Annotated in this window: 23 protein-coding genes and 1 pseudogene; 7 read left to right on the top strand and 17 right to left on the bottom strand. The window is 43.1% G+C overall.

Translation table 11 applies throughout. The annotated features are described in order from the left end of the window. Positions 1–104: 104 nt before the first annotated feature. The 5 genes from MHI55_RS23415 to MHI55_RS23435 all read right to left on the bottom strand — a co-directional run bounded on the left by MHI55_RS23415 (position 105) and on the right by MHI55_RS23435 (position 5648). Positions 105–983 carry a TatD family hydrolase gene (locus MHI55_RS23415; protein WP_340387171.1) on the bottom strand — a complete coding sequence of 293 codons (879 nt, stop codon included), beginning with the start codon at positions 981–983 and terminating at the stop codon, positions 105–107. Beyond that, positions 970–4137, bottom strand: a complete 3168-nt coding sequence (locus MHI55_RS23420; RefSeq protein WP_340387173.1) for a GNAT family N-acetyltransferase — start codon at positions 4135–4137, stop codon at positions 970–972. Before MHI55_RS23420 ends, MHI55_RS23415 begins: the two co-directional genes overlap by 14 nt. Positions 4138–4436: 299 nt before the next feature. Then, on the bottom strand, positions 4437–4772 hold the full coding sequence (locus MHI55_RS23425; RefSeq protein WP_076329088.1) for a type II toxin-antitoxin system PemK/MazF family toxin: 336 nt from the start codon (positions 4770–4772) through the stop codon (positions 4437–4439). Continuing rightward, on the bottom strand, positions 4769–5071 hold the full coding sequence (locus MHI55_RS23430; protein ID WP_083677501.1) for an AbrB/MazE/SpoVT family DNA-binding domain-containing protein: 303 nt from the start codon (positions 5069–5071) through the stop codon (positions 4769–4771). The genes MHI55_RS23425 and MHI55_RS23430 overlap by 4 nt, the downstream gene beginning before the upstream one ends. Positions 5072–5324: 253 nt before the next feature. Beyond that, on the bottom strand, positions 5325–5648 hold the full coding sequence (locus tag MHI55_RS23435; RefSeq protein ID WP_340387175.1) for a hypothetical protein: 324 nt from the start codon (positions 5646–5648) through the stop codon (positions 5325–5327). A 320-nt stretch (positions 5649–5968) separates the two neighbouring features. Between MHI55_RS23435 and MHI55_RS23440 the strand changes: the two genes are divergently transcribed. After that, complete coding sequence (locus tag MHI55_RS23440) at positions 5969–6574, top strand: DedA family protein (RefSeq protein ID WP_101314491.1); 606 nt, start codon at positions 5969–5971, stop codon at positions 6572–6574. A 135-nt stretch (positions 6575–6709) separates the two neighbouring features. On the opposite strand, the gene MHI55_RS23445 is transcribed toward MHI55_RS23440, so the two are convergent. The 4 genes from MHI55_RS23445 to MHI55_RS23460 all read right to left on the bottom strand — a co-directional run bounded on the left by MHI55_RS23445 (position 6710) and on the right by MHI55_RS23460 (position 9923). Further along, positions 6710–6892, bottom strand: coding sequence for a hypothetical protein (locus MHI55_RS23445; RefSeq protein ID WP_340387177.1), 183 nt, complete (start codon positions 6890–6892; stop codon positions 6710–6712). 20 nt (positions 6893–6912) lie between these two features. Then, positions 6913–8112: an MFS transporter gene (locus MHI55_RS23450; RefSeq protein WP_340390635.1), complete on the bottom strand. Its 1200-nt coding sequence runs from the start codon at positions 8110–8112 to the stop codon at positions 6913–6915. 307 nt (positions 8113–8419) lie between these two features. After that, positions 8420–9457, bottom strand: a complete 1038-nt coding sequence (locus tag MHI55_RS23455) for an ROK family protein (RefSeq protein ID WP_340387180.1) — start codon at positions 9455–9457, stop codon at positions 8420–8422. Positions 9458–9653: 196 nt separating this feature from the next. After that, positions 9654–9923: a hypothetical protein gene (locus MHI55_RS23460; protein ID WP_340387181.1), complete on the bottom strand. Its 270-nt coding sequence runs from the start codon at positions 9921–9923 to the stop codon at positions 9654–9656. Between the two features lie 306 nt (positions 9924–10229). Between MHI55_RS23460 and MHI55_RS23465 the strand changes: the two genes are divergently transcribed. The 4 genes from MHI55_RS23465 to MHI55_RS23480 all read left to right on the top strand — a co-directional run bounded on the left by MHI55_RS23465 (position 10230) and on the right by MHI55_RS23480 (position 14173). Then, entirely contained in the window at positions 10230–10889 is a 660-nt protein-coding gene (locus tag MHI55_RS23465) for a hypothetical protein (protein ID WP_340387183.1), read from the top strand. Between the two features lie 34 nt (positions 10890–10923). Next, entirely contained in the window at positions 10924–11508 is a 585-nt protein-coding gene (locus MHI55_RS23470) for a hypothetical protein (RefSeq protein ID WP_340387185.1), read from the top strand. A gap of 309 nt (positions 11509–11817) precedes the next feature. Then, complete coding sequence (locus MHI55_RS23475; protein WP_090809647.1) at positions 11818–12429, top strand: TetR/AcrR family transcriptional regulator; 612 nt, start codon at positions 11818–11820, stop codon at positions 12427–12429. A 421-nt stretch (positions 12430–12850) separates the two neighbouring features. Next, positions 12851–14173, top strand: a complete 1323-nt coding sequence (locus MHI55_RS23480; protein WP_340387187.1) for an amidohydrolase family protein — start codon at positions 12851–12853, stop codon at positions 14171–14173. A gap of 69 nt (positions 14174–14242) precedes the next feature. On the opposite strand, the pseudogene MHI55_RS23485 reads toward MHI55_RS23480, so the two are convergent. The 5 genes and pseudogenes from MHI55_RS23485 to MHI55_RS23505 form a co-directional block, all read right to left on the bottom strand. Then, a pseudogene (locus MHI55_RS23485) lies at positions 14243–14446 on the bottom strand (hypothetical protein); the annotation flags it as partial. Positions 14447–14923: 477 nt separating this feature from the next. Further along, positions 14924–16327, bottom strand: coding sequence for a DHA2 family efflux MFS transporter permease subunit (locus MHI55_RS23490; RefSeq protein WP_127550151.1), 1404 nt, complete (start codon positions 16325–16327; stop codon positions 14924–14926). A 644-nt stretch (positions 16328–16971) separates the two neighbouring features. After that, on the bottom strand, positions 16972–17271 hold the full coding sequence (locus MHI55_RS23495) for a hypothetical protein (RefSeq protein ID WP_340387188.1): 300 nt from the start codon (positions 17269–17271) through the stop codon (positions 16972–16974). A gap of 216 nt (positions 17272–17487) precedes the next feature. Next, the gene (locus MHI55_RS23500) at positions 17488–17736 is read right to left on the bottom strand and encodes a type II toxin-antitoxin system HicB family antitoxin (protein ID WP_340387190.1); all 249 of its coding nucleotides are present in this window, start codon (positions 17734–17736) and stop codon (positions 17488–17490) included. 121 nt (positions 17737–17857) lie between these two features. Further along, positions 17858–18451 carry a YdeI family protein gene (locus MHI55_RS23505; protein ID WP_315370892.1) on the bottom strand — a complete coding sequence of 198 codons (594 nt, stop codon included), beginning with the start codon at positions 18449–18451 and terminating at the stop codon, positions 17858–17860. A gap of 266 nt (positions 18452–18717) precedes the next feature. Between MHI55_RS23505 and MHI55_RS23510 the strand changes: the two genes are divergently transcribed. Together MHI55_RS23510 and yidD are read left to right on the top strand one after the other, a co-directional pair. Continuing rightward, positions 18718–18939, top strand: a complete 222-nt coding sequence (locus tag MHI55_RS23510) for a hypothetical protein (RefSeq protein ID WP_036617217.1) — start codon at positions 18718–18720, stop codon at positions 18937–18939. A gap of 16 nt (positions 18940–18955) precedes the next feature. Beyond that, positions 18956–19462 (top strand): membrane protein insertion efficiency factor YidD, encoded by a 507-nt coding sequence (gene yidD, locus MHI55_RS23515; RefSeq protein ID WP_257467975.1) that lies wholly within the window; start codon positions 18956–18958, stop codon positions 19460–19462. Positions 19463–19504: 42 nt separating this feature from the next. Here yidD and MHI55_RS23520 read toward each other — a convergent pair whose 3' ends face one another. The 3 genes from MHI55_RS23520 to MHI55_RS23530 form a co-directional block, all read right to left on the bottom strand. Further along, the gene (locus MHI55_RS23520; protein ID WP_340387192.1) at positions 19505–19981 is read right to left on the bottom strand and encodes an EVE domain-containing protein; all 477 of its coding nucleotides are present in this window, start codon (positions 19979–19981) and stop codon (positions 19505–19507) included. A gap of 26 nt (positions 19982–20007) precedes the next feature. Continuing rightward, positions 20008–20544, bottom strand: coding sequence for a DinB family protein (locus MHI55_RS23525; protein WP_340028659.1), 537 nt, complete (start codon positions 20542–20544; stop codon positions 20008–20010). A 67-nt stretch (positions 20545–20611) separates the two neighbouring features. Beyond that, positions 20612–21559 carry a YafY family protein gene (locus tag MHI55_RS23530; RefSeq protein WP_340028658.1) on the bottom strand — a complete coding sequence of 316 codons (948 nt, stop codon included), beginning with the start codon at positions 21557–21559 and terminating at the stop codon, positions 20612–20614. Positions 21560–21627 lie beyond the last annotated feature (68 nt).

Genomic DNA, 21627 nt, shown 5'->3' on the forward strand with positions numbered 1-21627 from the left:
GGAGCTTACGTGACAGGGATTAAGCATCAACATCACATGATTCATGATTTCATGACAGGCATGCTATACGTCCCCTCAGATATTAATAATTCGGTACTTAGGTTCTACCCCAGATCGGCAATCCGCTGTCCAATACGCGGAAACAGCCCGAAGGCATTCTCATAGAAGACTTTATCATGATGCTGCTCCGGTACAAGTCGACGGACAAATTCGGCATACAGATCGATGGGCGCAAGCGGCCAGTCGGTGCCAAACAGCATTTTCTCGTAATGATCCGAATAGACCAAGGCCCGGCGGAAATGATCCATGAATAAAGGTTCGTTCATGAACCGTTCAAAATGAGGCCGATCCCCCACCACAAGACCAGACAAATCAGCGTACACGTTAGGATTCTTCGCCACCACTTCAGCTGCATCCATCACCCAGGGATCACCCAGATGACAGATCATGAAGTTCACACCACGCTGCTGCAAGGCTAATTCATCCACCGTCAGTGGATGCGAGTACTTAAGCAACCCGTTCATGGAGTACGTGTCACCCGTATGAATCACGACAGGTAGGTTGTACTTGGCTGCGAGTTCATAGACCGGGGTATAGATTTTGTCATACACATAGTGATGATAGTATCCCGCATAGAGTTTGATTCCGGCTACTTCAGGGGATTGCAGTCTAGCTTCAATCCGGTCCAGCTCGTCCTGAGCGTGTTTACCGTCTAACGCATTAGGATTGATCCCCGCACATTCCATGAGGAATGACGGAACCTTCTCTTCCAGATCAAGTCCCATCGGGTTAGGGGAACTGGAATCCGGGAACGCTCCCTTCGTCTGCTCCGTAACCCCCATTCCGATACCCATAATGACGTCGTTTTTATCAAACTCCGCTTTAAGACCAGCGGCAGAGTAATCCACTTTAGACAGATCAATCGCTGTTCGGTGAAAGCTGTCGATGTCCGACAGGTGAATATGAATATCAATGATCGGCATGTGAAGCCTCCTTTTCATCGGTAGAAGTTGCAAAATTAAGTTTGAGAAGGTCCTGCACATCCGGTGAACTTAGCGGGATTGGTCCCAGAACCAGATACGTCGGCTCCGTCCAGACCGTCTCCCCCTGCTGGAGTGTCAGATGATGATGAACATTCAGACCAGTCACCTGATTATTGGCAAACCCCCATGCACTCTGATTCGGGTAACGATGGACCGCATGCAGCATGTTTTCACGCGAAACCGATCCTACTCGCAAAAGATCTTCAAGTGGCAGGCCCACATCCACCTTGCCCAGCGGGAATCGATCTTTACCCGGTTGCTCTATCCAACCTTCCGCAAATACAGATGAAGGCTGGAGGAAACGTTCCTCCGCAAGCGAGTAATCCGTCAGCGTCAGGCCACTTTCGTTTGTTACGGCAAGCAACGTGCATAGCACAGGAACACCGGGCAGCATCAGATAATGCTGGTGGATCGTGATTCCACGATTCGCTTCATGCTTCTCAATCCGGGTGGTCAGCTTTATACCCTTCCAGACGTTGCCGTATTGATCCTTCTGCTCTGTCCAGGAAGCGGCTCTTTGTTCCAACTGGCGGCTGAAACCATTCATGCCTGGAACCCCGACACCCAGCCCGCCATACCACGGATTCCACCACGAGCGTGGAGCCGGTTCAGGGTACGAGCTATCCAGCCATTCTTCTCCTGCATATTGCAGGGAATGTACTACACTCCCGAATACAGGAGCAACAGCGATCGACAACACTCCATTGTCTACAGTGTACAAAGGTCCAGCAGAACCTTCTTCAATCTTCTGCTTCACCTCTGTTCCGCTCTGTGGGAACCAAAGGGCAGTTCGCTCCTGAATCCGATCTTCGCCCCGGTATAGCCCACGAACTTTCCAACCACTCGCGTGCTGGTCTCGGTCCGCTTCGTCTGGTGAGAATGTCAGCTTGGCTGAGTTTAGATTCTGCTCCGGATTGAATTCCTTAGCATTGGCCATAACCTCCGGTTCGCCACCCTGCTGCACATATAGCTCCAGCTTGCCCGCAAGCGGAACCAGTTTATGTTCAGTCAACGTTGCTTGCAGCACGTCTGGGGCAAATGGATTCCCCTCACTCAGTGTCAGATCCAGATGACTGTCCAGCAACGGAATGACCGGGTTACGCTGCTTCCGTGCAAACGCACGGAAATCATGCCATTTGGCAAACGTGTTCAAAGCATATACAGTTGCTTTGGTCCGCACAACGGCTCCTGCGGCAATACGGCCAAGCTCATGCTGCAACCCCAGCGTGTATTCCGGGCGAAGCAGCTTCAGAGAAGGGTCCCAATAGATACCGCTGGCACCATACTCTTCTTTGCAGAACAGCCAGTTCTCCGTAATCTGTGAGCTATTCCAATGGCTCGGATCGCCAGCGTAAGAATCCCCCATATCCACGAAGCGCCCCTGATAAGGAAGGATTAACCTGCTACCATAGAACCCAAAGTTATTCATTAGATACAGGTCCTCTTCCCAGGCGGTATCTCGTGTATTTTCAACCTCATGGTGGAATTCGGCGATTCCATTCGCAGACAGCTTGACCACAGACTTAATCTGCAAGCCAGGGAAATCCTCCGAGTCATACAGTGCTTCAAGAACCTGACGTTCCCCTTCGGGATAAATATTCACTTCTTTTGCTTGTTTCTTGGATAACTCTTCGGCAAACGGCTTACCCAGCTTCGGATAAGTCCACCAGAACGAATGACGGGAGCCCGGGTATTCAATCCACATGAAATTATCATGTTTGTTCATATGAATAGAGAATGCACCATTAACAGCCACCCATTGATCCTCAATCTGCCCACCATATTTCCCTTCGATTCCCTTCATTAGTACAGAAAGTTTGCTTGTAAAAGAGATCGCATGGTTGCCCACTGGGACAGCCGTCACTTCTACTTCTTGGGAATAGAGACCATATGAACGCAAGGTGAAAGGTACTGGCACAGACACTTTGCCTTTGGCAGGCACCGTAAAGCGCACCGAACGCTCTGCCCATTCCAGGAATTCACCCTCAGGCAGGTCCAAGCTGAACTCCGTTTCTGCATCCACATTATTTTCCACGTTCAGAACCAACTCAGCCGGAATACCTGGATAGAGTTCCTTCACAGGCAAGATGGTCTTGATCTTGGCCGGGAATTTCGGGGCAATACCTAACCTGAACTCCGCTTTCTTACCGCCGATCAACCAGGTGCTGGCAACCACGGGATGAGTCTTATTGTTATTCTGTTCCTCTGTAATTGGATCAACGTGGAACTCACCTTCCACGATGATGGTTTCTCCCGAAGCCACTGCTCGTGCAACGTCCAGCGCAAATCGAATGTTTTTGTTATCCTCACCCTTGATCTCAACCGCCAGTTCGGACGCAGAATTGTTCTTAATGCGATAGCGAACCTTATAGCTGGAACCGAATACCAGATCATGATCATCGACTTCTGTTGAGATTTCGTAATCTGGTGTTTCGAGGGCAGTCAGCCCGCGACCCGACTTTTCAAATTCAGCCCGCAGGGAGACATCTCCCTTTTTCCACGTATAGTCAAAGAAATCAAAACCACGCTCCCGTCGGCCATCTGGCTCGACCACGAGTTCACGCGTGCTATCTGCATACCAATCCAACTCCTCAAAATAAGGAGCAAGTGCTTCGGTCTGCAAAATGGTAGGGATGAAATTCATCAGATGCACATTATCGTCTTTTTTCTCCCAGAAGAATCCACATTTCTTGTACATCGGTACAGCCTTCGTATTGCCTGCCCATGTGAACAGATCCAGGCGAGGCCATCCGGCCTCCACGGTCTTGCGCACAGCATTCAGGATCAGATTACGTCCGACCTTATAACCGTGATAGTCGGGGCGTACGTTAAGCAGCGGTACATATAGCGCTCTCTCGTCATAGCGGTAATGAGCAAAACTGCAGAAGCCAACAACCTCTTTCTCATGAACGGCTAGAAATGCATAAAGATTGGACGAACTCTCCATCTCGCGGCGAACTGTTTCCTCTGTTCTAAGGTTGGTGCCACCTCCCCAGCTTTCGTTACTGCGGTTCCACATATCCGCGAGTGCGGCAGCGTAAGAGGGGTCGTATTCAATAATATGGATTTGATCAATAATCGAAGTTACTGTCATATTTGGATCTCCTTATCTTTATCTATAGGATGGTCTTTGTGAACTTTCGATATGGCCTTTGCCCGATAGCCGCAGAGATAATACAGGCCATGTTTGAAGAAGCTAGCGATAGTCTTATCATACTATAAATGGAAGCATTTTCAGAGAATTAAAAATCTTTCTTTCCAACTTATATGTGCCTTTCGGAAGCTCTTGTTAGAAGCGTCAAGGATGGACAAATCTATTTAGGCATGAAAGAAAAAATCCACGTCTTTTAGTTAGACGTGGATTTAGGAATATGATCAGCTACTAATTTTCAATTATGCCAATATAGAACGGACATTGCGTAGAACTGATTTCATAAATTCAGAGGTTGGTTCGGCATGCCCCGCAATTTGGATACGTCGTTGCCGCACATCAAGACTCTTCAACTGATCCGTCAAAACAACACCTGAAAATGGCAGCTCTTCTGGTAGTGTAACTTCAAAAGGATAATCCTTGGCTTGGCTCGTTATGGGACATACAACGGCAAAACCCGTTATTTCATTGAATTCAAGTTCCGATAGAACAATAGCCGGTCGTCTCCCGGTTTGCTCGTGACCCTCTTGAGGATCAAAGTCAAGCCATATCAGATCGCCTCGTTTGGGAATAATCAAAGTAACTCGTTCCCTTCAGTACCAAAGTCTATTTCTTCATGTCTTGTATCCTGTTTCACTTTAGAGAGCAAAGTCTTTAGATGGCTACGTAGTTCCTCATTGGACTCTACAGGCTTGGTTTTTGGACGCAACAACAATTCATTATCTTCTGTCACCAAAATCTCGATTTCCGAGCCTTCTTCCAGATTAAGACGCTTAAGCAATTGGTTAGGAATGCGAATTGCACTGCTATTTCCCCATTTGCTAAGTGTGGCTGTAGTCATGGCAATCCCACGCCTTTCGTTTGATTGATGCTCCAATTATACCTCACCTCCTTACAGTTGTATATCTATATGATATACATGAAACAATAAAAGGATACATTGTATACAACCATAAAATAATGATTGTACAGCCTATGATTATGAATAGATATACCATTGGTATAAAGCAAAATAAGCATATAAAAAAACCTCATTTGGTCGAAACGAGGTTTCACAGTCAGATCATCCCCAACAATGAAAAACAGCTGTAAGCCTTAGACGAAAAAATGAAGTCCAGACTGCCCCTGTTTTATGGAGCTATAGTCCCTCGGTAGCTTACCCTTGTATAATGTGCCTTGATCTCGACTGCCAGTTCGGACGCAGAAGTGTTCTTAATGCGATAGCGAACCTTATAGCTGGAACCGAAAACCAGATCTTGATCATCGACCTCTGTTGAGATTTCGTAATCCGGTGTTTCGAGGGCAGTCAGCCCGCGACCCGACTTTTCGAATTCAGCCCGCAGGGAGACATCTCCCTTTTTCCACGTATAGTCAAAGAAATCAAAACCACACTCCCGTCGGCCATCCGGCCTCCACGGTCTTGCGCACAGCAGCGTAAGAGGGGGCGTATTCAATAATATGGATCTGGTCGATAATCGAAGTTTCGGTCATGTTCTGATCTCCTTCTCTTTATGTACAGGATGGTGAAGAAGCTAGTGATAGTTTTATCATACTATAATCGGAAGCGTTCTCAGATGATTATATCATTGCCTGGTATCCACTTCTGTATGAAGTGTCAATCCATGCAACCCTTATGTATGGGTAAACATATTGCCGCAGTGTGACCTGAAAAGGCCTTTCATGTGAACTTTGACAAGCTCTATTCGCTATTGTTACTCTTTGTACAGGAGTGTTTCTTTTATATATAAAAAAGATAGATTCATGGAGGGAAAGCATGACAGAATGGATTACGCAATTTATACTCTTTTTTAAAGATTTGTCATACGCAGGTCTGGTCATTGCCTTGTCGTTTGAATTCGTACCTGCTGAACTTGTGCTGCCCATGGCGGGATATTGGGTGTATCTTGGGGATATGAAGCTTTGGCTGGCTATACTCGCTGGTACCGTAGGCGGAACGTTTGGACCTCTGACATTGTATGCCCTGGGACGATACGGCGGCAGGCCGATGGTCGAAAAATTCGGCAAGTATTTCTTGATTCGCCCCCACCATCTAGACGCTTCCGATAAGTTCTTCGAGAAATATGGCAGCGGGGTAGCTTTCTATGGACGCTTTGTCCCCGGTATTCGGACAGTGATCTCCATCCCTTGCGGTATGGCGAAGATGAATGTGTTTAAATTCAGTATCTTTACATTCTTGGCCATGCTTCCAATCACCTCATTGTACATCTACTTAGGCTTCAAACTAGGCTCTCAATGGGAGCATGTGGATGAGATTGTTAAACCTTATATCGTTCCGGCAGCGGTGATTTTCTTAGGTGGTTTTGGATTGTACGTGCTGTTGAAACGTTGGAAAAGAAGAACGGCTTTGAACAAGTCATAGGCTTGTTGAAGTAAGTAAAAGAGATGGGAAGTCAGAGGTGCTTGTTACTCATTGACTGACTGGTGAGAATACATGTAAAGCCCCGCGATCGTGAGGATCAGCGGGGCTTTTGTTCTGGAAAAAAAGAAGAACCCACTATATGCGGATTCCTTTTTTAGCCATCATAGACTTAAAATCTTGATTTACTTTATTTATATGTTTTTCGTAACCTACCATACCAAGGTCACCCCTGTAAGCCTCACGTATCTTTTTCATTTCAAGCTCTATAGAATGCTCGGCGCCTATCGGTGGTGGAACGATCATTACGCCATCTGACATACTTCAACCTCCTAATATTCCTAAATCAGTTCCTGCCTTCTTTTCAAATACACATACAACACTACGCCAGATGCCGCACAGATCACCGCACATAGACCGATGAATCCATATCCCGCTTGAAGCCCGCGCAACAGCCCTAACTGAGTCGTTGAACCGTACAGATTCTTCACGCCCTCAATCACCCAGCCAATCACATAGTTACCAATTACACTACCAACCCCCATCAAGGTAACCGTGAATGTAATCGCGGTGTCACTGCCGTTCGGATATCTGCGTGCGATAAACGCCATAACTGTTGGATAGATCATTGCTATTCCCGCGCCAGATATCGCAAAGAAAATCGCAAGACGCTCTCCCCCTGCAAGCGCCACGAAGGTACATACTCCAGAGAAAGCCGAGAACAGAATCAGTGACAATACAAATCCGATCCGGTCCGTCAATGGTCCAAGCAGCAGGCGTCCCAGCGAGAACGTGAGGAAGAACGCAGATAATAACCCGGAGGCTTTGACCGTGTCCCATGTGTAGGCTTTTTCCAGGAAATTAACCAACCAACCCCCAACTGCCAGCTCCGATACCACGCCAAAAGAGAGAATGAGCACCATCAGCCAAAGGGCAGGATCACGTGTTAACGTCTTCAGTGAAGTCCGATCTTCATGGGGAAGATCATCCCCCGGGAACTTGCTGCGCAGCGCCGCAATAATCGGCAGCAGACAGAGTGACAACATCACCATATACATGCCGCGCCAGTCCAGTTCGTGTCCAAACACCTTCAAGGACATGACACCTGTCGCCAGCAAAGGTGCTACCGTTGAACTCAGCCCATAGAAGAAATGGGACAGGTTCATCATCGTTCCTGTGTTTTTCACAAAGATCCGCGCACCCAGAATCGCCAAAGCAATCTCCAGCATGCCGTTACCGATGTACATGAAGAAGTACGATGAAGCAAAGAGTGGATAGGTATGAGACACATAAATGAACACACCCGAGAGAATCATCGATGCAAACGATATAATGCTAACCGCCTTAATGCCCCATTTGCGAACCAGAATAGCCGTGAAGGAGCAGGCGATCAGATAACCCAGTGCGTTCAGGGACAATAACGTCCCGAGCTGTTTCTCATCTAGATTGAAATCAAATTGAATGCGCGGAATGGCCGGCCCCTTAATATTTTCCGATATGCCAAATACGATAAATCCTAGAAAGATCGTTGCCAGTTGCATGGCGTACAGCTTGTTGAACTTTCGTTTGTTCCCTTGCGTACCTGCTTGCTGATTCAAAATAAGTTCCTCCATTGTGTTCAGAAAAATGATTGCCCGTTATAACTACGATTGCAGTACCATCTTCCGACCGCTGTTATCCCTGTATTTTTTTGAATCGTTCCTAAAGGTGAAAATACAGTGATAAAGGCGTTCTTCAGATTGGTTCTGCCCTCTCCGTTATCGTGTCAATGATTTGTACATTTGAAATAGGAAACATAGTTAAGCATTATTCCTAAAAATAGAATACTTGTAAAAGTTCCTTTTTCCTTTACCACTGCTTCTCAACCACCTGAATGCGGTAGGTCAGGCTCTCCAGCGTCACCGCGACCAGCCCCGTGACATATTCGCGACGAGTGTCTCTTTGGATGATCAACTCCGGCATATGCTCCAGTGGAATCATTCGATCCAGACAACCTTGCATCAGGTCATCCCTCATAGCAGGATCCGTCGTATCCCCTGTGACTACAACCGTAGCGGGGTTAATGATCGCGATGATGGATACAAGCGTCTGTACGACGAGCTCCTGCAAACCCTCTGTCGTTTTCAACATGCGCAATTGCTCTTCTCGTGACACGTCAAAAGGTAAAAAGGACACCTCGCCCCCAAATTGCGTATTCCCGGTCAGCGGACGACCATCAATGATAAAGCCTGCACCCGGAAAATGATTCTCCGGAAACGTCACCACCGCAAAGTTCTTCTCTTCCTCAAATTGTTGTTGGTTATACAGTCCGTAGACCGTCAGGTTCATGTCGTTTCCAATGACCACTTCCACGTCTTCATATTGTTCCTTAAGCCTTGGCCCAAGCGGCTGATACATCAGCTCCGGTACATCGCAAATGCCAATAACACCGTTGTGTGCTACACCAGGTATACCGATACCAATCGCCTGCACATTGTGGTGTTGTTCAATCAGGTTCGCAATTAGATCCTCTACCACCGTTACATTAATTTCTTCCAAAATGAGCGTCTGTTCGTCCGCCATCTCTCCGTTCAGATTGGCATATGTATGTGTAATGGAGTGAATACCGCCCTCTGTTCGAATAATTAGGCACAGCACACTGGCGTAGTCCGCATTGAATTGATATCGACTCGCCGGTCTTCCCCCACTCGATTCGTCTGGACCCAGATCGATAATCTCACCCGTTTGGAGTAATTCGTTAAGGATTGTGCCGCATGTCGCCACGCTGAGTTTGGTCAGGTTCGCAATGGAAGCCTTCGTGCCAAATCCCATGGAGCGGAGTGTATTCTTCACCAGTTCAACGTTAATGCGTTTGACCTGCTGAGTGTTGTGTGATGTGGGTAACATGGTTAGTTATATGCCTCCTTTCGTTCATTTCGAACCATTCAATGAATGTTTTTAAAAGTGTTTTAATAATTGAAGTTTAGGGGGATTTGGGAGGAAAGTCAATGCTTAATTGGGATCGAAAAACGTTGGATGGACAGACAAAAAGACAGTTCAAGATCATCTTGTGTGATCCTGCACTGTCCTTTAGTTAAGTGGTTTATGTAGACTGGCTCATTTGATTTGCCAAGATGCTCTTATCCAGTCGGACTTTAAATAACTTTCGGTTCAGATCCTGTTCCATGGAATGAAGGTGATATGCTGCTTGTTTTACTGTGTCCATGTGTAGCACTCCTGCTCGCTTCGCGATAATGTCCATTGCGTCTAGGATGAGTTTGTTGCATGTAACCAGTTGGTCGACGTAATCGTCTTCTTGTTGGATGAGTTGTGCGTACTGCGAAGACAGCTCTTCACTGTTGGTACTTGTCATGTTACCCTCTCCTTTTTTAATGAGAGGGTAACATATCACTAGTAAAGATGTGGTACGTGAGAACGTACCATTGTATTCCTATTCGCATCATTGTTTATTAACAGTAATCATCTATTTGACTGAATGAATTTATAGTAATCTTTAAGTTTTTCCTGCTACACATGCGGCTTTATGAAGTATTATTATTATAGATTTCCAACATAAAAATCATTAATTCAATTTTTTATATAAATATGTGAAACATTTCTAGAAGTTCCACCGTCTAATTATTGGAAAGAACATAAATTTAGATTGGAGGTTAGCTTTATGAATAAAAAATTAGTTTTTTCAACAGTCATACTCTCTTTAATGGCAGGAGGAATGATTTACTCAGGTACACTTGATCAAAGGAATTCAGGGTCAGTCGTTAATGGGGATGCTCAGACTTCAGGACCTATTAATAATCAAGAAACGGATGAAAAGAAAACCTTCAAAGGTCAACTAGAGGTATTTCCCTTCGAGGATGGGGTTAAACAAGCAGATTTAATTGTCAAAGTAGTATTACGTGAAAACCTTGGTGAACTTACCGAACCCGTGCCTAAAAGTATATTTAATGCTCAAATTCTAAGTACACAAAAAAGTGACCCTACACTAGTATCAGAAACTATTAGTATCATGCAACAAGGTAATAGTGAAGTCTTGTTTAATGATAATCCGTTATTCCAAGAAAATGAAGAATATATTCTATTCTTGAAAAAAGCTGTTGGTTCTGTGGCAGAAGAATATCCAAACCTTTATTGGATACTGGGTGAAGAGACTAATATGTATAAAAATATTAGAAATAACACTGTTGAAAAATTAGGGTATATTGACAAAGAACTTTATGATGTTGAGAACAACCATACTTTAACTCTCAATGAAACGCCTAACACTCAAGTGCTCAACGAAGAAGAATTCATTAAGAAAATAGAATCAGTAACTAAATAATTATTAACAAAGAGAAAGAAATGGGGTATAGATTATGAGAAAATTCCTAGTAAAATTGTCAATAACTTCTCTTCTTTTATCAACTCTTGTTCCTATAAATGCATATGCACATAAGTCTCCTAATACTTGTCACCCGAATGGAGAATCTTCTGGATACTCTGTTGATTGTAACAATCATCAAGGTTCTTCAAGTTTCACTTATAATCTCCAAAATGTTGACTCAACATACGCTGGATATGTCAGTAACGGAGCCTCAAGGTGGAATACTACTGGTGTAGTTAATATTACAAAAACTAATACTGAGTCTACTAACGGAAGAGTTATTAAATACACTGATCCTAACACGAGTACCATTGCTTACTTTGGTAATTATTATTCTGACGTTAACGGACATTTATATGCTTGGACTTTAGGAATGAACACATCAATTATGTCTTCTAAAACAGCTGCCCAAAATTCACATGCCTTAACACATGAACTCGGTCATGCTATTGGATTAAATGATCTTTATAGTGATAATAATCAAGGAAAGCTAATGTATGGATATTCGACTTCAACAGCATCTTTTCCAACCAGTAGAGATATTGCTGGGGCAACCGAAGCAATCAACGGAAGTTAGTCGTATTTTAATTTCGCTCTGATATCTTATAAATGAATCTCATAATTCAATCTAAACAATCCCCTTCCATACAAAGTAGATGTTTTGAAACAGTCCCCTAAGCAGCCTTGGTTCAATATTCGACTGAACTAAGGCTGCTTAATTTTTCTTGTATTCAAGTCCGACAATATAAAAAATATCCACTTATCTACAACTTAGGTAGCATATTTGTTACATTACTGTTGGAATTTCCTCCCCTATTTGACACCACCCTCAAAAAGGTTTATCCTAATAACGAATCATCCATTCACTATTAAGGAGTCGTTCCCGATGGTGCAAGCCAAGAAAGACGAAGTCAGGAAAGAGATTGAATACGCGGCGCTCAAAGTCTTTTTCGAAAAAGGCTATGTGGATGCCAAGATGAGCGATATCGCGGATGAGATCAATATTTCCGTGGGCAATATCTATACTTATTTTAAGAACAAGAAAGAACTATTCTACGCTGTCGTGCCGCCAGATCTCGTGGATTATCTAAAAAATGTGCTGGTGGAGACGATTCACTTTGATAACCAGACCCTGTTCGAGGAAACAGATAGCGAGCGAAAGTCGGCGCTGTTACAGGAACAGGTGGATGTCCTACGTAAATACCGGAACCAGATTGTCATCATCTTTGAAAAGAATAAAGGTACCATCTACACCAACGCCAAGAACGAGCTCGTCGAGCTGATGATCGAAACCAAGAAGGCCTATCTGAAGAACCAATATAAACGATATGAGATTGGTACCGAGGAGAACTTGATCTTGCTGAACATTCTCGCGCACAATGTAATCGACATGAACCTGGATCTATTGAAGCGGGATATGAGTGAGGATAGCCGAAAGCAAATATTCGAAGCTTTGTATGTATACAGACTGTACGGTATGAAGAGTCTCAACGAATAACGCTCCTTCTCATCAATTATGCCGGGTAGACAAAGCGTGCAGATCAGATCAACTCACTTGGTTTGCACGCAAAAAAAACATTAACATTAAGTCACTCTATTTTTTTGGCCCAAAAATGAATTTATAATTCATTTTTAAGACGAATATTTACCATTTACCAAACTTTTTAAGTTGAACCCATATTTACACGATAACGGAGAGGACAGAAATAACCAGAGGAAGCGAAGCGTTCGCCTGAAAGCTTTCTGGAAGAAAGCTACATCGGAAGCATAAGCTATCACCGGATTTTCCCTATTAAGAGGGAATCAAAAAAATCTGGGGATAATAGCGATCCGAAGGTTGTTCTGTCATCGGAGTGGCAAGTGTACATACCCTCTTTCAACTTATATAATCCCATCCACATTCCAAGGAGGAACACAATGTGAACACTGCTTACGCATTGAAAAACGTCAATCTGATCCACGGCGACTCAAGCCGCAATCTACAAAAAAACATGACGATTCTCGTCAATGAACAAGGACTTATCCAGGATATCGGCCGAGATCACGAGTTGCATATCCCAAGTCACTACACAACCATCGACCTCTCAGGGAAATACGTAATGCCAGGACTAATCAACGCCCACGTACACCTCTTTGCAGATGGTAAACCGTTCAGTCTCTCGGTCAGTGAAGGTTTGTTGCAGTTTGCCTATGATTGGATATTGAACACGAAGTTCGGCAGAAACGTATTGAAAAAACGCATGAAACGCAATGCGCTAACTGCACTCCATGCGGGTGTGACAACGATGCGCAGTGTGGGGGAATTCTTTTACACGGACGTCCAGCTGCGGGATGAGATTAACAACGGTGACTTTGTCGGCCCTAATCTGCTTGTCTCCGGATTTCTCCTAAGTGTCACTGGCGGACATGGTGCTCCATTTCTGGCTCTGGTGGGCGACTCTCCGTGGGAAGCACGAAGAAATGTACGGATCAATGTGAAACACGGCGTGGATCTGATCAAAATCTGTGTTACGGGTGGCGTGACGGATGCGAAGATGGTCGGCGAAGCTGGACGTTTACAGATGACGGTGGACGAAGTTGCGGCGGTCTGCGATGAAGCGCATAAGATTGGTTTGCGGGTGGCAGCTCATGTGGAAAGCACGGAAGGCGTAAGAGTTGCTTTAAAAGGTGGCGTCGATACCATCGAGCACGGTTCGGAGATGGACGACGAAATCATTCGTTTGTACAAAAATAATCCCAATGCCCTGAATGGCTACACCGCACTCATCCCCACCCTGCAAGCTGCCTATCCTTCCGCTTCACTGGATACCAGCGTAACGAAGGTAAGTGCAACGGTAAAAGAGAATTCCAGACTCGTCTACGATTCCATGCTCAAAGGTGTAAAACAAGCGATCGAAAACGACATCACCATTGGTATCGGTACCGATGCCGCCATGCCTTACGTGACTCACTATGATATGTGGAGGGAGATGGACCATTACATGAGACTGGCCAACCTGAACAACAAACAGGTCATCGACATGGTGACCCGAACCAATGCGAAAATCCTCGGTGTTGAAGATGTAACAGGAACGGTGGATATCGGAAAACATGCTGATTTGATTATCATGGAGCAAAATCCGCTGGAACATATTGAGGTCTTATCAGACATCTCTATGGTCATGGTCAAAGGAAATCTAATTCAAACACCATCTGTCACAAGAATCAAAGAAGTCGACGATGTTCTAAACTCAGTTTGGTAAATTCAGGAGTGAAATCATGCTTGGTATATTGATCAATTGTTTTTCCCTTATATGCGGGAGTGCCGTAGCTTGTCCTAAAAATTGTCGTGCATAGGCTGACAGTGATTCAACATATCTTTTTTGACCCTCAGCATACAACGTATCGAAAGCCAAACTTGATTTCCCTGATCCACTCACCCCTGTAAATACGACAATTTGGTCTCGGGGAACATCCTCATTGATATTTTTCAAGTTATTCTCTCTTGCACCTCTGACATTTATAAATTTTTTCATTATTATTCCTCCTGTCAATAACATAAAAAGACAAAAAAAACAAATGTCGTATCATTTCACTTTTATTAACTCAGTAACAATCTTAAGATTATAAATAAGCAAACACACCTTTTTTACTAGGTATAGGGGAACACGTTACTTTATTAAATTGATTGTTTTACATGCAAGGATACAAAATTTATGCTTCATGACTAGTTTCATGATGTAATTCAAATAAGATAATCACAACATTGTGTAATCTTATTTTTAAGCATACACTTTTTGTTATCCTCTATGATTATTGGGTCAACGGTAGTTTTACAACTTTTTGAAAAACACCCTACAAGATGGACTTTTTCAAAGTGTCTATCTTATAGGGTACAATTTAGTCTTTTAAAAGATAATCTGTATCTCAACTTATTAGATCATCATCAAATCAGTATTCGGTAAAGTTGTCTCATAATAGTAGTCCACTGATCTGGCAGAGCTATATTATGACTATTCCGAGTTTCCAGACCACTTCTGGACTTTCACTCGTCTTACAAATACACCTAGAACAAGTCCGGCAAGGGCTACAAACATCGTGAAGAATAATGCGTTCTGCATACCAGTTGTTAACGCCAATGTTGCATTTCCCGGCTCCGTAGGATCAGCCACACTCTTAATAAAGTCTGCGGTTCCGGTTGTCATGATACTTACTGCCATTGCAATACCGATAGCTCCTGCGATTTGTTGAAGTGTGTTCAATATAGCCGCACCATCGGGGTACATATCAGAAGGTAGCTGATTCAGACCATTTGTCTGAGCAGGCATCCATACCATCAGAATTCCGACAATCAGACAGGTGTGCATGACCATAATCAAAGTAATGGACGAAGCAACCGTAATATTAGAACAGAACCATAGAGTGACTGCAACTATGATAAGACCAGGTACTACCAAAAACTTAGGTCCGAATTTGTCAAATAGTGCCCCTACGACAGGAGAAAGTACAGCTGAAATTACACTGCCTGGTAGAAGAATAAGTCCAGTCGTCAGTGCGCTTAATTCAAGAACACGAATCATAAACATGGGAAGAATGAACATGGACGATAGGAAAACCATCATACATATGAATACCAGCAAAGTACCTATAGCAAACATAGGCTTCTGTAGAGTTCTTAAGTTCATTAGAGGTTTTTTCATGTTCAGTTGACGAATGACAAAAAGGATTAATGCAATAACCCCGGCAATCAGGGGTACAATAACAACAGGGTTACTCCAACCATGATCTCCCTCTCCTGCACTACTAATACCATAAACAAGTCCACCAAAACCAATTGTCGACAAGACTAGAGAGTATATATCGATACGTGGTTTGGTTATAGGTGCTACATTTTTCATAAAGGCCACGCCTGCCAACAAAGCAAGCACCAGAGCCATCAACGATACCCAGAATATCCAATGCCAGCTTAGATAATCAATTAAAAGACCTGAGATGGCTGGGCCTAAAGCAGGTCCCGCTGTGAACACAAGACTGACTAGTCCCATCGCTTTTCCGCGTTTCTCGGCTGGGAATATAATAAGAGCCGTATTAAGCATCAATGGGAATAATAGCCCTGCTCCAGTTGCTTGAAGTATCCTCCCTAATAGCAAGATATCAAAACTTCCTGCCATAGCACCAATTGCAGATCCTAAGATAGACATACTGACTGATGTCAGGAAAAGTTGACGTGTTGAAAACCATTGTATCAATAGTCCAGAAAGAGGAACTAGAATTCCCAGTGTAAGTAAGTAACCACTTGTTAACCATTGAACTTTAGCTTCCGTAATCGCGAACTGATTAATAATATCACTTATAGCAATATTAATTGCCGTTTCATTAAAAGTACCGATGATACCAGCAAGCATCAATGCAAACATAATAGGGAAAACCTTAACATTTGGAACTTTTTGATTTTCAGAAATAGTACCTGATTGCAAAACCTTCACTCCTCAGTGTCTTTCAAATTTTTGACTCATGTTAGAAATTAAGTAGAACAAAATACCTCTGTCTGCATATGTTAACCAGAACTGCAATAGCAGAAAAGGCATTGTGTTTTGCTCATATATAAACCTCCTTTTGGAAAGTTATCTGATTCTCGTTCAAAATCTGCAGGAGAACTTTCAACTTTTTGATCATAACATACGCCTGTCAAGGCCCCCCCTGAACCAAAGAGAAAGTCAACCCCCCTTTTTTTTTAGATTCACAAAAAAACGAAACGATGTGCTACTTTCTTACGATATTTTTTTACAATTACCTATGTTCCCAGAGATTCAGCGATGTTTAAACTTAGTCTGTCGCGTCTGACCTGAAACCAAAAAGGTGTATTCAGATAATATGAGCAAGTTGCGAAGTCAGTTATTTTGCTTTGAAGTTTCTTCAAAAAAAATTGGCGACCTCTCCCCGATTGAATTCTAGGGAAAAAGTCGCCGCTTAGTGAATTTTTTTATTGTCTCTACGAGATGGGGCTATGATCAGAGATGTACTTATTTATTAGCACTTTTACAATAATTTTGCTTCTCACTCATATTTGATTTTTTGGACCTTTCTTTCGAGACTCCTTAGCTAACTCATCTTGCAAATCAAAATCTATGCGATTAAAAGGATTTACTCTAAAAGGTCGTGATATTTCTACAATTTTTCTCAGAACTTGCTGTAAATGCTCTTCATTGATATGATCATCACCTTTTTTAGAAGCAATAATTTTAGATATTTCAAAAGGGTCTTCCGCCTTATCTCCAAGATCTACATCAAAGTTCGATACTTCTCTTTCAGAGATGGATTCAGTAATACATTCGGTTTGAATCTTTTTACCTAATAACATTACCAAGTTGGCTATCCATCTCATTGGAAATTTGACCTAGCAATAACAACTCCAGCGAATTGTTGATCGAGATATCGATTCTTGTAGAAATGATGCTTTAATTCAGTCCATTCCCGTTACTAGTCATTATTCTCAAAGTTTTCCCATCTATTATGAAAATATTTTCACTAATTGTAACAACTCACAGTTATTTATTCCGATCTTTCTGCTGAAGCTTCAGATATTTGCTTCAATTAAATACGCTTTATCTTTAGAGTTCAATAATTCAGGCATTATGCTTTGAGGTGGCGGAATATCTTCAACAGGTTCTCCATCCAAAAATAATTCAAGTGCTTCTTTCGCCATCACTAATGCTTCTTCAATTGATTCGCCACAGGTGATACATCCGGGCAGATCAGGAAATGTAACATTAATTCCATCCTCAGCAAAATTAAAAATTGCGTAGTATTGGTAAGTTCGAATCATATGGGACACTCTCCTGTTATCTATACTTTTAGCAAAAACAGCAAAAAGCCTTTCGGATTATATCTGAAAGGCTCTCAACTCGCTTTTACTCTTAATTTCCCTCAAATATATTGTTATAAGATTAATCATTCAACCCTTTGCCCTCCAGGATCGGTTGCATATACTTCTCGATTCGTGACACTTTTGTTTTGGATTGCTTCGGTTGTGAGAAATAATAAAGATATGCCCGCTGCCGTCCGGGTGTCAGTGCTTCAAATGCATCTCGGAAAGCAGGATTCTCATCGAACTGCTGCTGGAGTTCCTCGGGAACGCTATATTCGGCAGTTTTTTTCATTTCTACTTGCAGTCCGGCCTGTTCTACTTCAATCGCTTGCTGGATATAGGCTTTGATCATAGCCTCCTGCTCCACAATCTGCTCCAGACTGGTGAAGCGAAGCTGGCGTTCTGCCTGTACATTCTCCGTTTGCTGGACCAAAATGCCGTGTGTATCCTTCAGCAGAGCACCTTTGAAAAACAGAATGGCCACGTATTCTTTGAATCCATGGATTAAAACGATGTTTTTTCCATCCAGCATGTAACAAGGGTGCATCCATTTCATATCCTCTGTCAGTTCAAAATCCCGAATAATCTCTCTCAGCTTTGTGGACTCTTCCTTCCACGTTTTGAGTTTCTTTAGATAGCCGTCAACTTTGCGATTCCCACTTGTATCCGTCATGGAGAAATACCTCTCTTTATCTCATGTTCTTATAGGATCAATTGTAATGGTTTTCAGTGGATTGTACAGCGTTGCTTACAGAGCTTTTATTGACTTTTCCAAGTGAATTTAAACCTTCATAGAAACAAAGACCATCCTGTTAGATGGCCTATAATTTATTTTAATCCAATCTCATCTAATAAGTTTCAATCGACAGTTTACCATACCCATAGTAAAATAATGGAATGCCTATTGCCATAATTCCAACATATGAAAGGATGATCTAAATGAGAGAGTACACGGTCGTTCCAGGTCCAAAAAATGTTCAAGTAAACCGAGGTGATACTCAGGCTGCTGTTAATTTATTTGCGGATATCATCAATCACAAAGCACAATCTGGATGGACCTATCAATCGATGGAGTCGCTATCCGTCACTGAGAAGCCCGGTTGTCTCCAGCAACCTGTTACAACGCATCATTATATGCTTATTTTCTACAGAGAGATTTAATAATAGTACAACAATCATGAGAAACTCAGAATCTGAGGAACTGATATTTAATAACATGCCATCCGAAGAAGAACTTATTAGACTCTTACATACACATCATGAAGAAAACGACCCTCGAAGCAGTTTCTATATAAGAACTCATGTTATTCCAGAAATCGATTGGTTGAAGTCTTTGCTTAACGTTACACTTGCATTATTCGCAGGGCTAATCATCTCTATGATCTGTTTCTATCTCTTGAATCCATTCATTCCAGTATATGCTTTGCTGAGCGCCCAGATTGTTTTCATAGCAAGTATGTTCTTCATAGTTCTACGACGTGTTAGAGCAATCCTGATATGGAGTATTAGAATTTATCAACGTTTTGCCCCCATTGAGGTGAGGAACAAATGTCGTTTTGAACCAAGCTGTTCTGTGTATATGATTCAAGCTATTGAGAAATATGGGGCGATTAAAGGTCTTTCCTTGGGCATCCATCGTCTTCGCAAATGTAATATCAACGGTGGAGGATATGATTATCCATAAAGCCAAAAGGTCCATAGACAATCTATGGGCCTTTTGCTTTGGTTAACATTTCTGGCTTAAGCTAATACCGAGCAGTGCCTGTGTCTCTTCTTCCAACATGGAGGAAGCTATCATCCTGAAGTCATCAACCCCAATTTCAAAGTGACCTTTACGAAATGGAAACCCCCAATTGCGATTCCCGCGTGTAAAACTGAGTTGGTCTAACAACGTTGCGATCTTTACTTCTCGACACGGAAGATAACGAAGATCTCGGCGAAAGGGTACAAAGGATTCCGACATCTGATATTGGTATATCCTGTCGTCGGTAATTTGACCAATAGCGGTAAAAGCCTGAAGTGGCTGCCCTGTTGATATGTCTGTACGTGGAGAGTAGTATATCAGCCAGTCACCCGGGGACATCTGTCGCAACAGTGCTGACTTGCCATGGCACAACTGCGCAAACCCTCCCTCTACGGCTACATTTACATGAGAAGCAGATACAACACCAATCCAATATCTGCTGTCCTGATTTGGTTTCATGGATACATCTCATTCCCTTCTCTCGTTTACATTTCCAGATTCGATTTCAATCGATCCAATTGCAAAAAATGATGTCTGTAGTGCATCTCTATCAACAAAAACCACTCCTGAGCATTTAGAGCGCCAAGCCTTGGATGACGTATTTTGTTGTTTACGGACGCTTGGTGTAAAACAGATGCCGTGCTTCTCATCCGATCCACTACCTCGTGAAGCCCATCGATCAAGGATCCCATACTCTCGGGTGGTTGCGGGGTGTACTGCGGGGAAGCAGGGACTTTAACAGGCACGGGAGGGAATTGTCCTAATTCAAACACTTGCCTACCCAGTTCTGTTTTTTCCTCACCCGAGTTTAACGTCGAATCCCCGCTGCTCAAACACTGCTCAATATTATGCAGATGCATGAAAAGCGCTGATTGAATCAAATGTACATACATCTGTCCAATGGACCATTCCTCTTCACTTTGTTTTTTAAGTAAGCTACCCATATCCAATTTGTTCAGTTCTGCCAAATATCGTTCTACTGCCGTTTCAAATGATTTCAATACTTCCGTTGTACTTCTCATCCTTCAACCCACTCCTCTTGATCTGTGATATATCAAAGTATAAAAAAACACTACTGACAGGTGTATGTCAGTAGTGTTTTAAGATGTTTTTGGCTACTTCCTGCATTCGGAAGCGCAAAGACTCCGGCTCCAAGACCTCGATATCTCCACCCCATCCAAGTAAATAATGCAATATTTCTTCCGGGTAGCGGACACGAAAATGAAAAACAACACCTTCCTCTTGCTCCTCAAATGCATCCATATAAAAATGAAGGGCCTCCATAATTTTGTCAGCAATTTCAGGATTAGCCCGAATTAATACTTGTTCGTTACGGTCCTCAGGAGGTCGATAACTGTTTAGATCAAAATCCGGTGGCAAAAGGAATTGATCCTCCAGCACGGAAAGTTCAGTCATCCGTGACAAACGAAAATGACGGATGTCTTGTCGCATATCACAACGTGCAATTAACATCCAATTCTCCTGAACCAGTGAGAGTCCGTAGGGTGAAACCTCACGCATATTATACCGATTGCCATCCGTTCCTGGCATTTTTTTCAGGTACATAAAACTGATTTTACGTTGCTCCAAAATAGCATTACGTATCTGGTTAAGGTATGTTTTCACCCGTGCTCGGGTTAAAGGTTCAACTGTATGAAGCAGTCTCATCGTTTCCCGAACACGCGTGGATTCATTACGAACGGATTCTGGTAAGATTGCTTCAATTTTTCGTTGAGCCGACTTAGCTTCCATTGCGTATTCTGTATCCATTCTCTGTTCGATAAAATCAGCTCCCATGAGCAGGGATACGGCTTCTTCTGCGGTGAAGCTTACCGGGGGCAGAAAATATCCTTCCATGAGGGAATACCCCTGACCCGGAGCACCCATAATCGGAACGCCAGCTTCGCTTAATGCCTGAATATCTCGATATATCGTACGTACACTTGTCTCAAATTGAGCAGCTAAATCTTCTGCTCGTAACATCTTTCTTCGCTGCAATTCAAGCGTAATCGCAAGCTGCCGCTCCGTTTTGTTCATTTTCTAGCCCCCACCGTTTCATCATCCAAATCTAACTCATTCTATCACAGTAACTTGTCCTTTCGTTT

Source organism: Paenibacillus sp. FSL E2-0151, from assembly GCF_037993015.1.
GTDB classification, from domain to species: Bacteria; Bacillota; Bacilli; order Paenibacillales; family Paenibacillaceae; genus Paenibacillus; species Paenibacillus amylolyticus.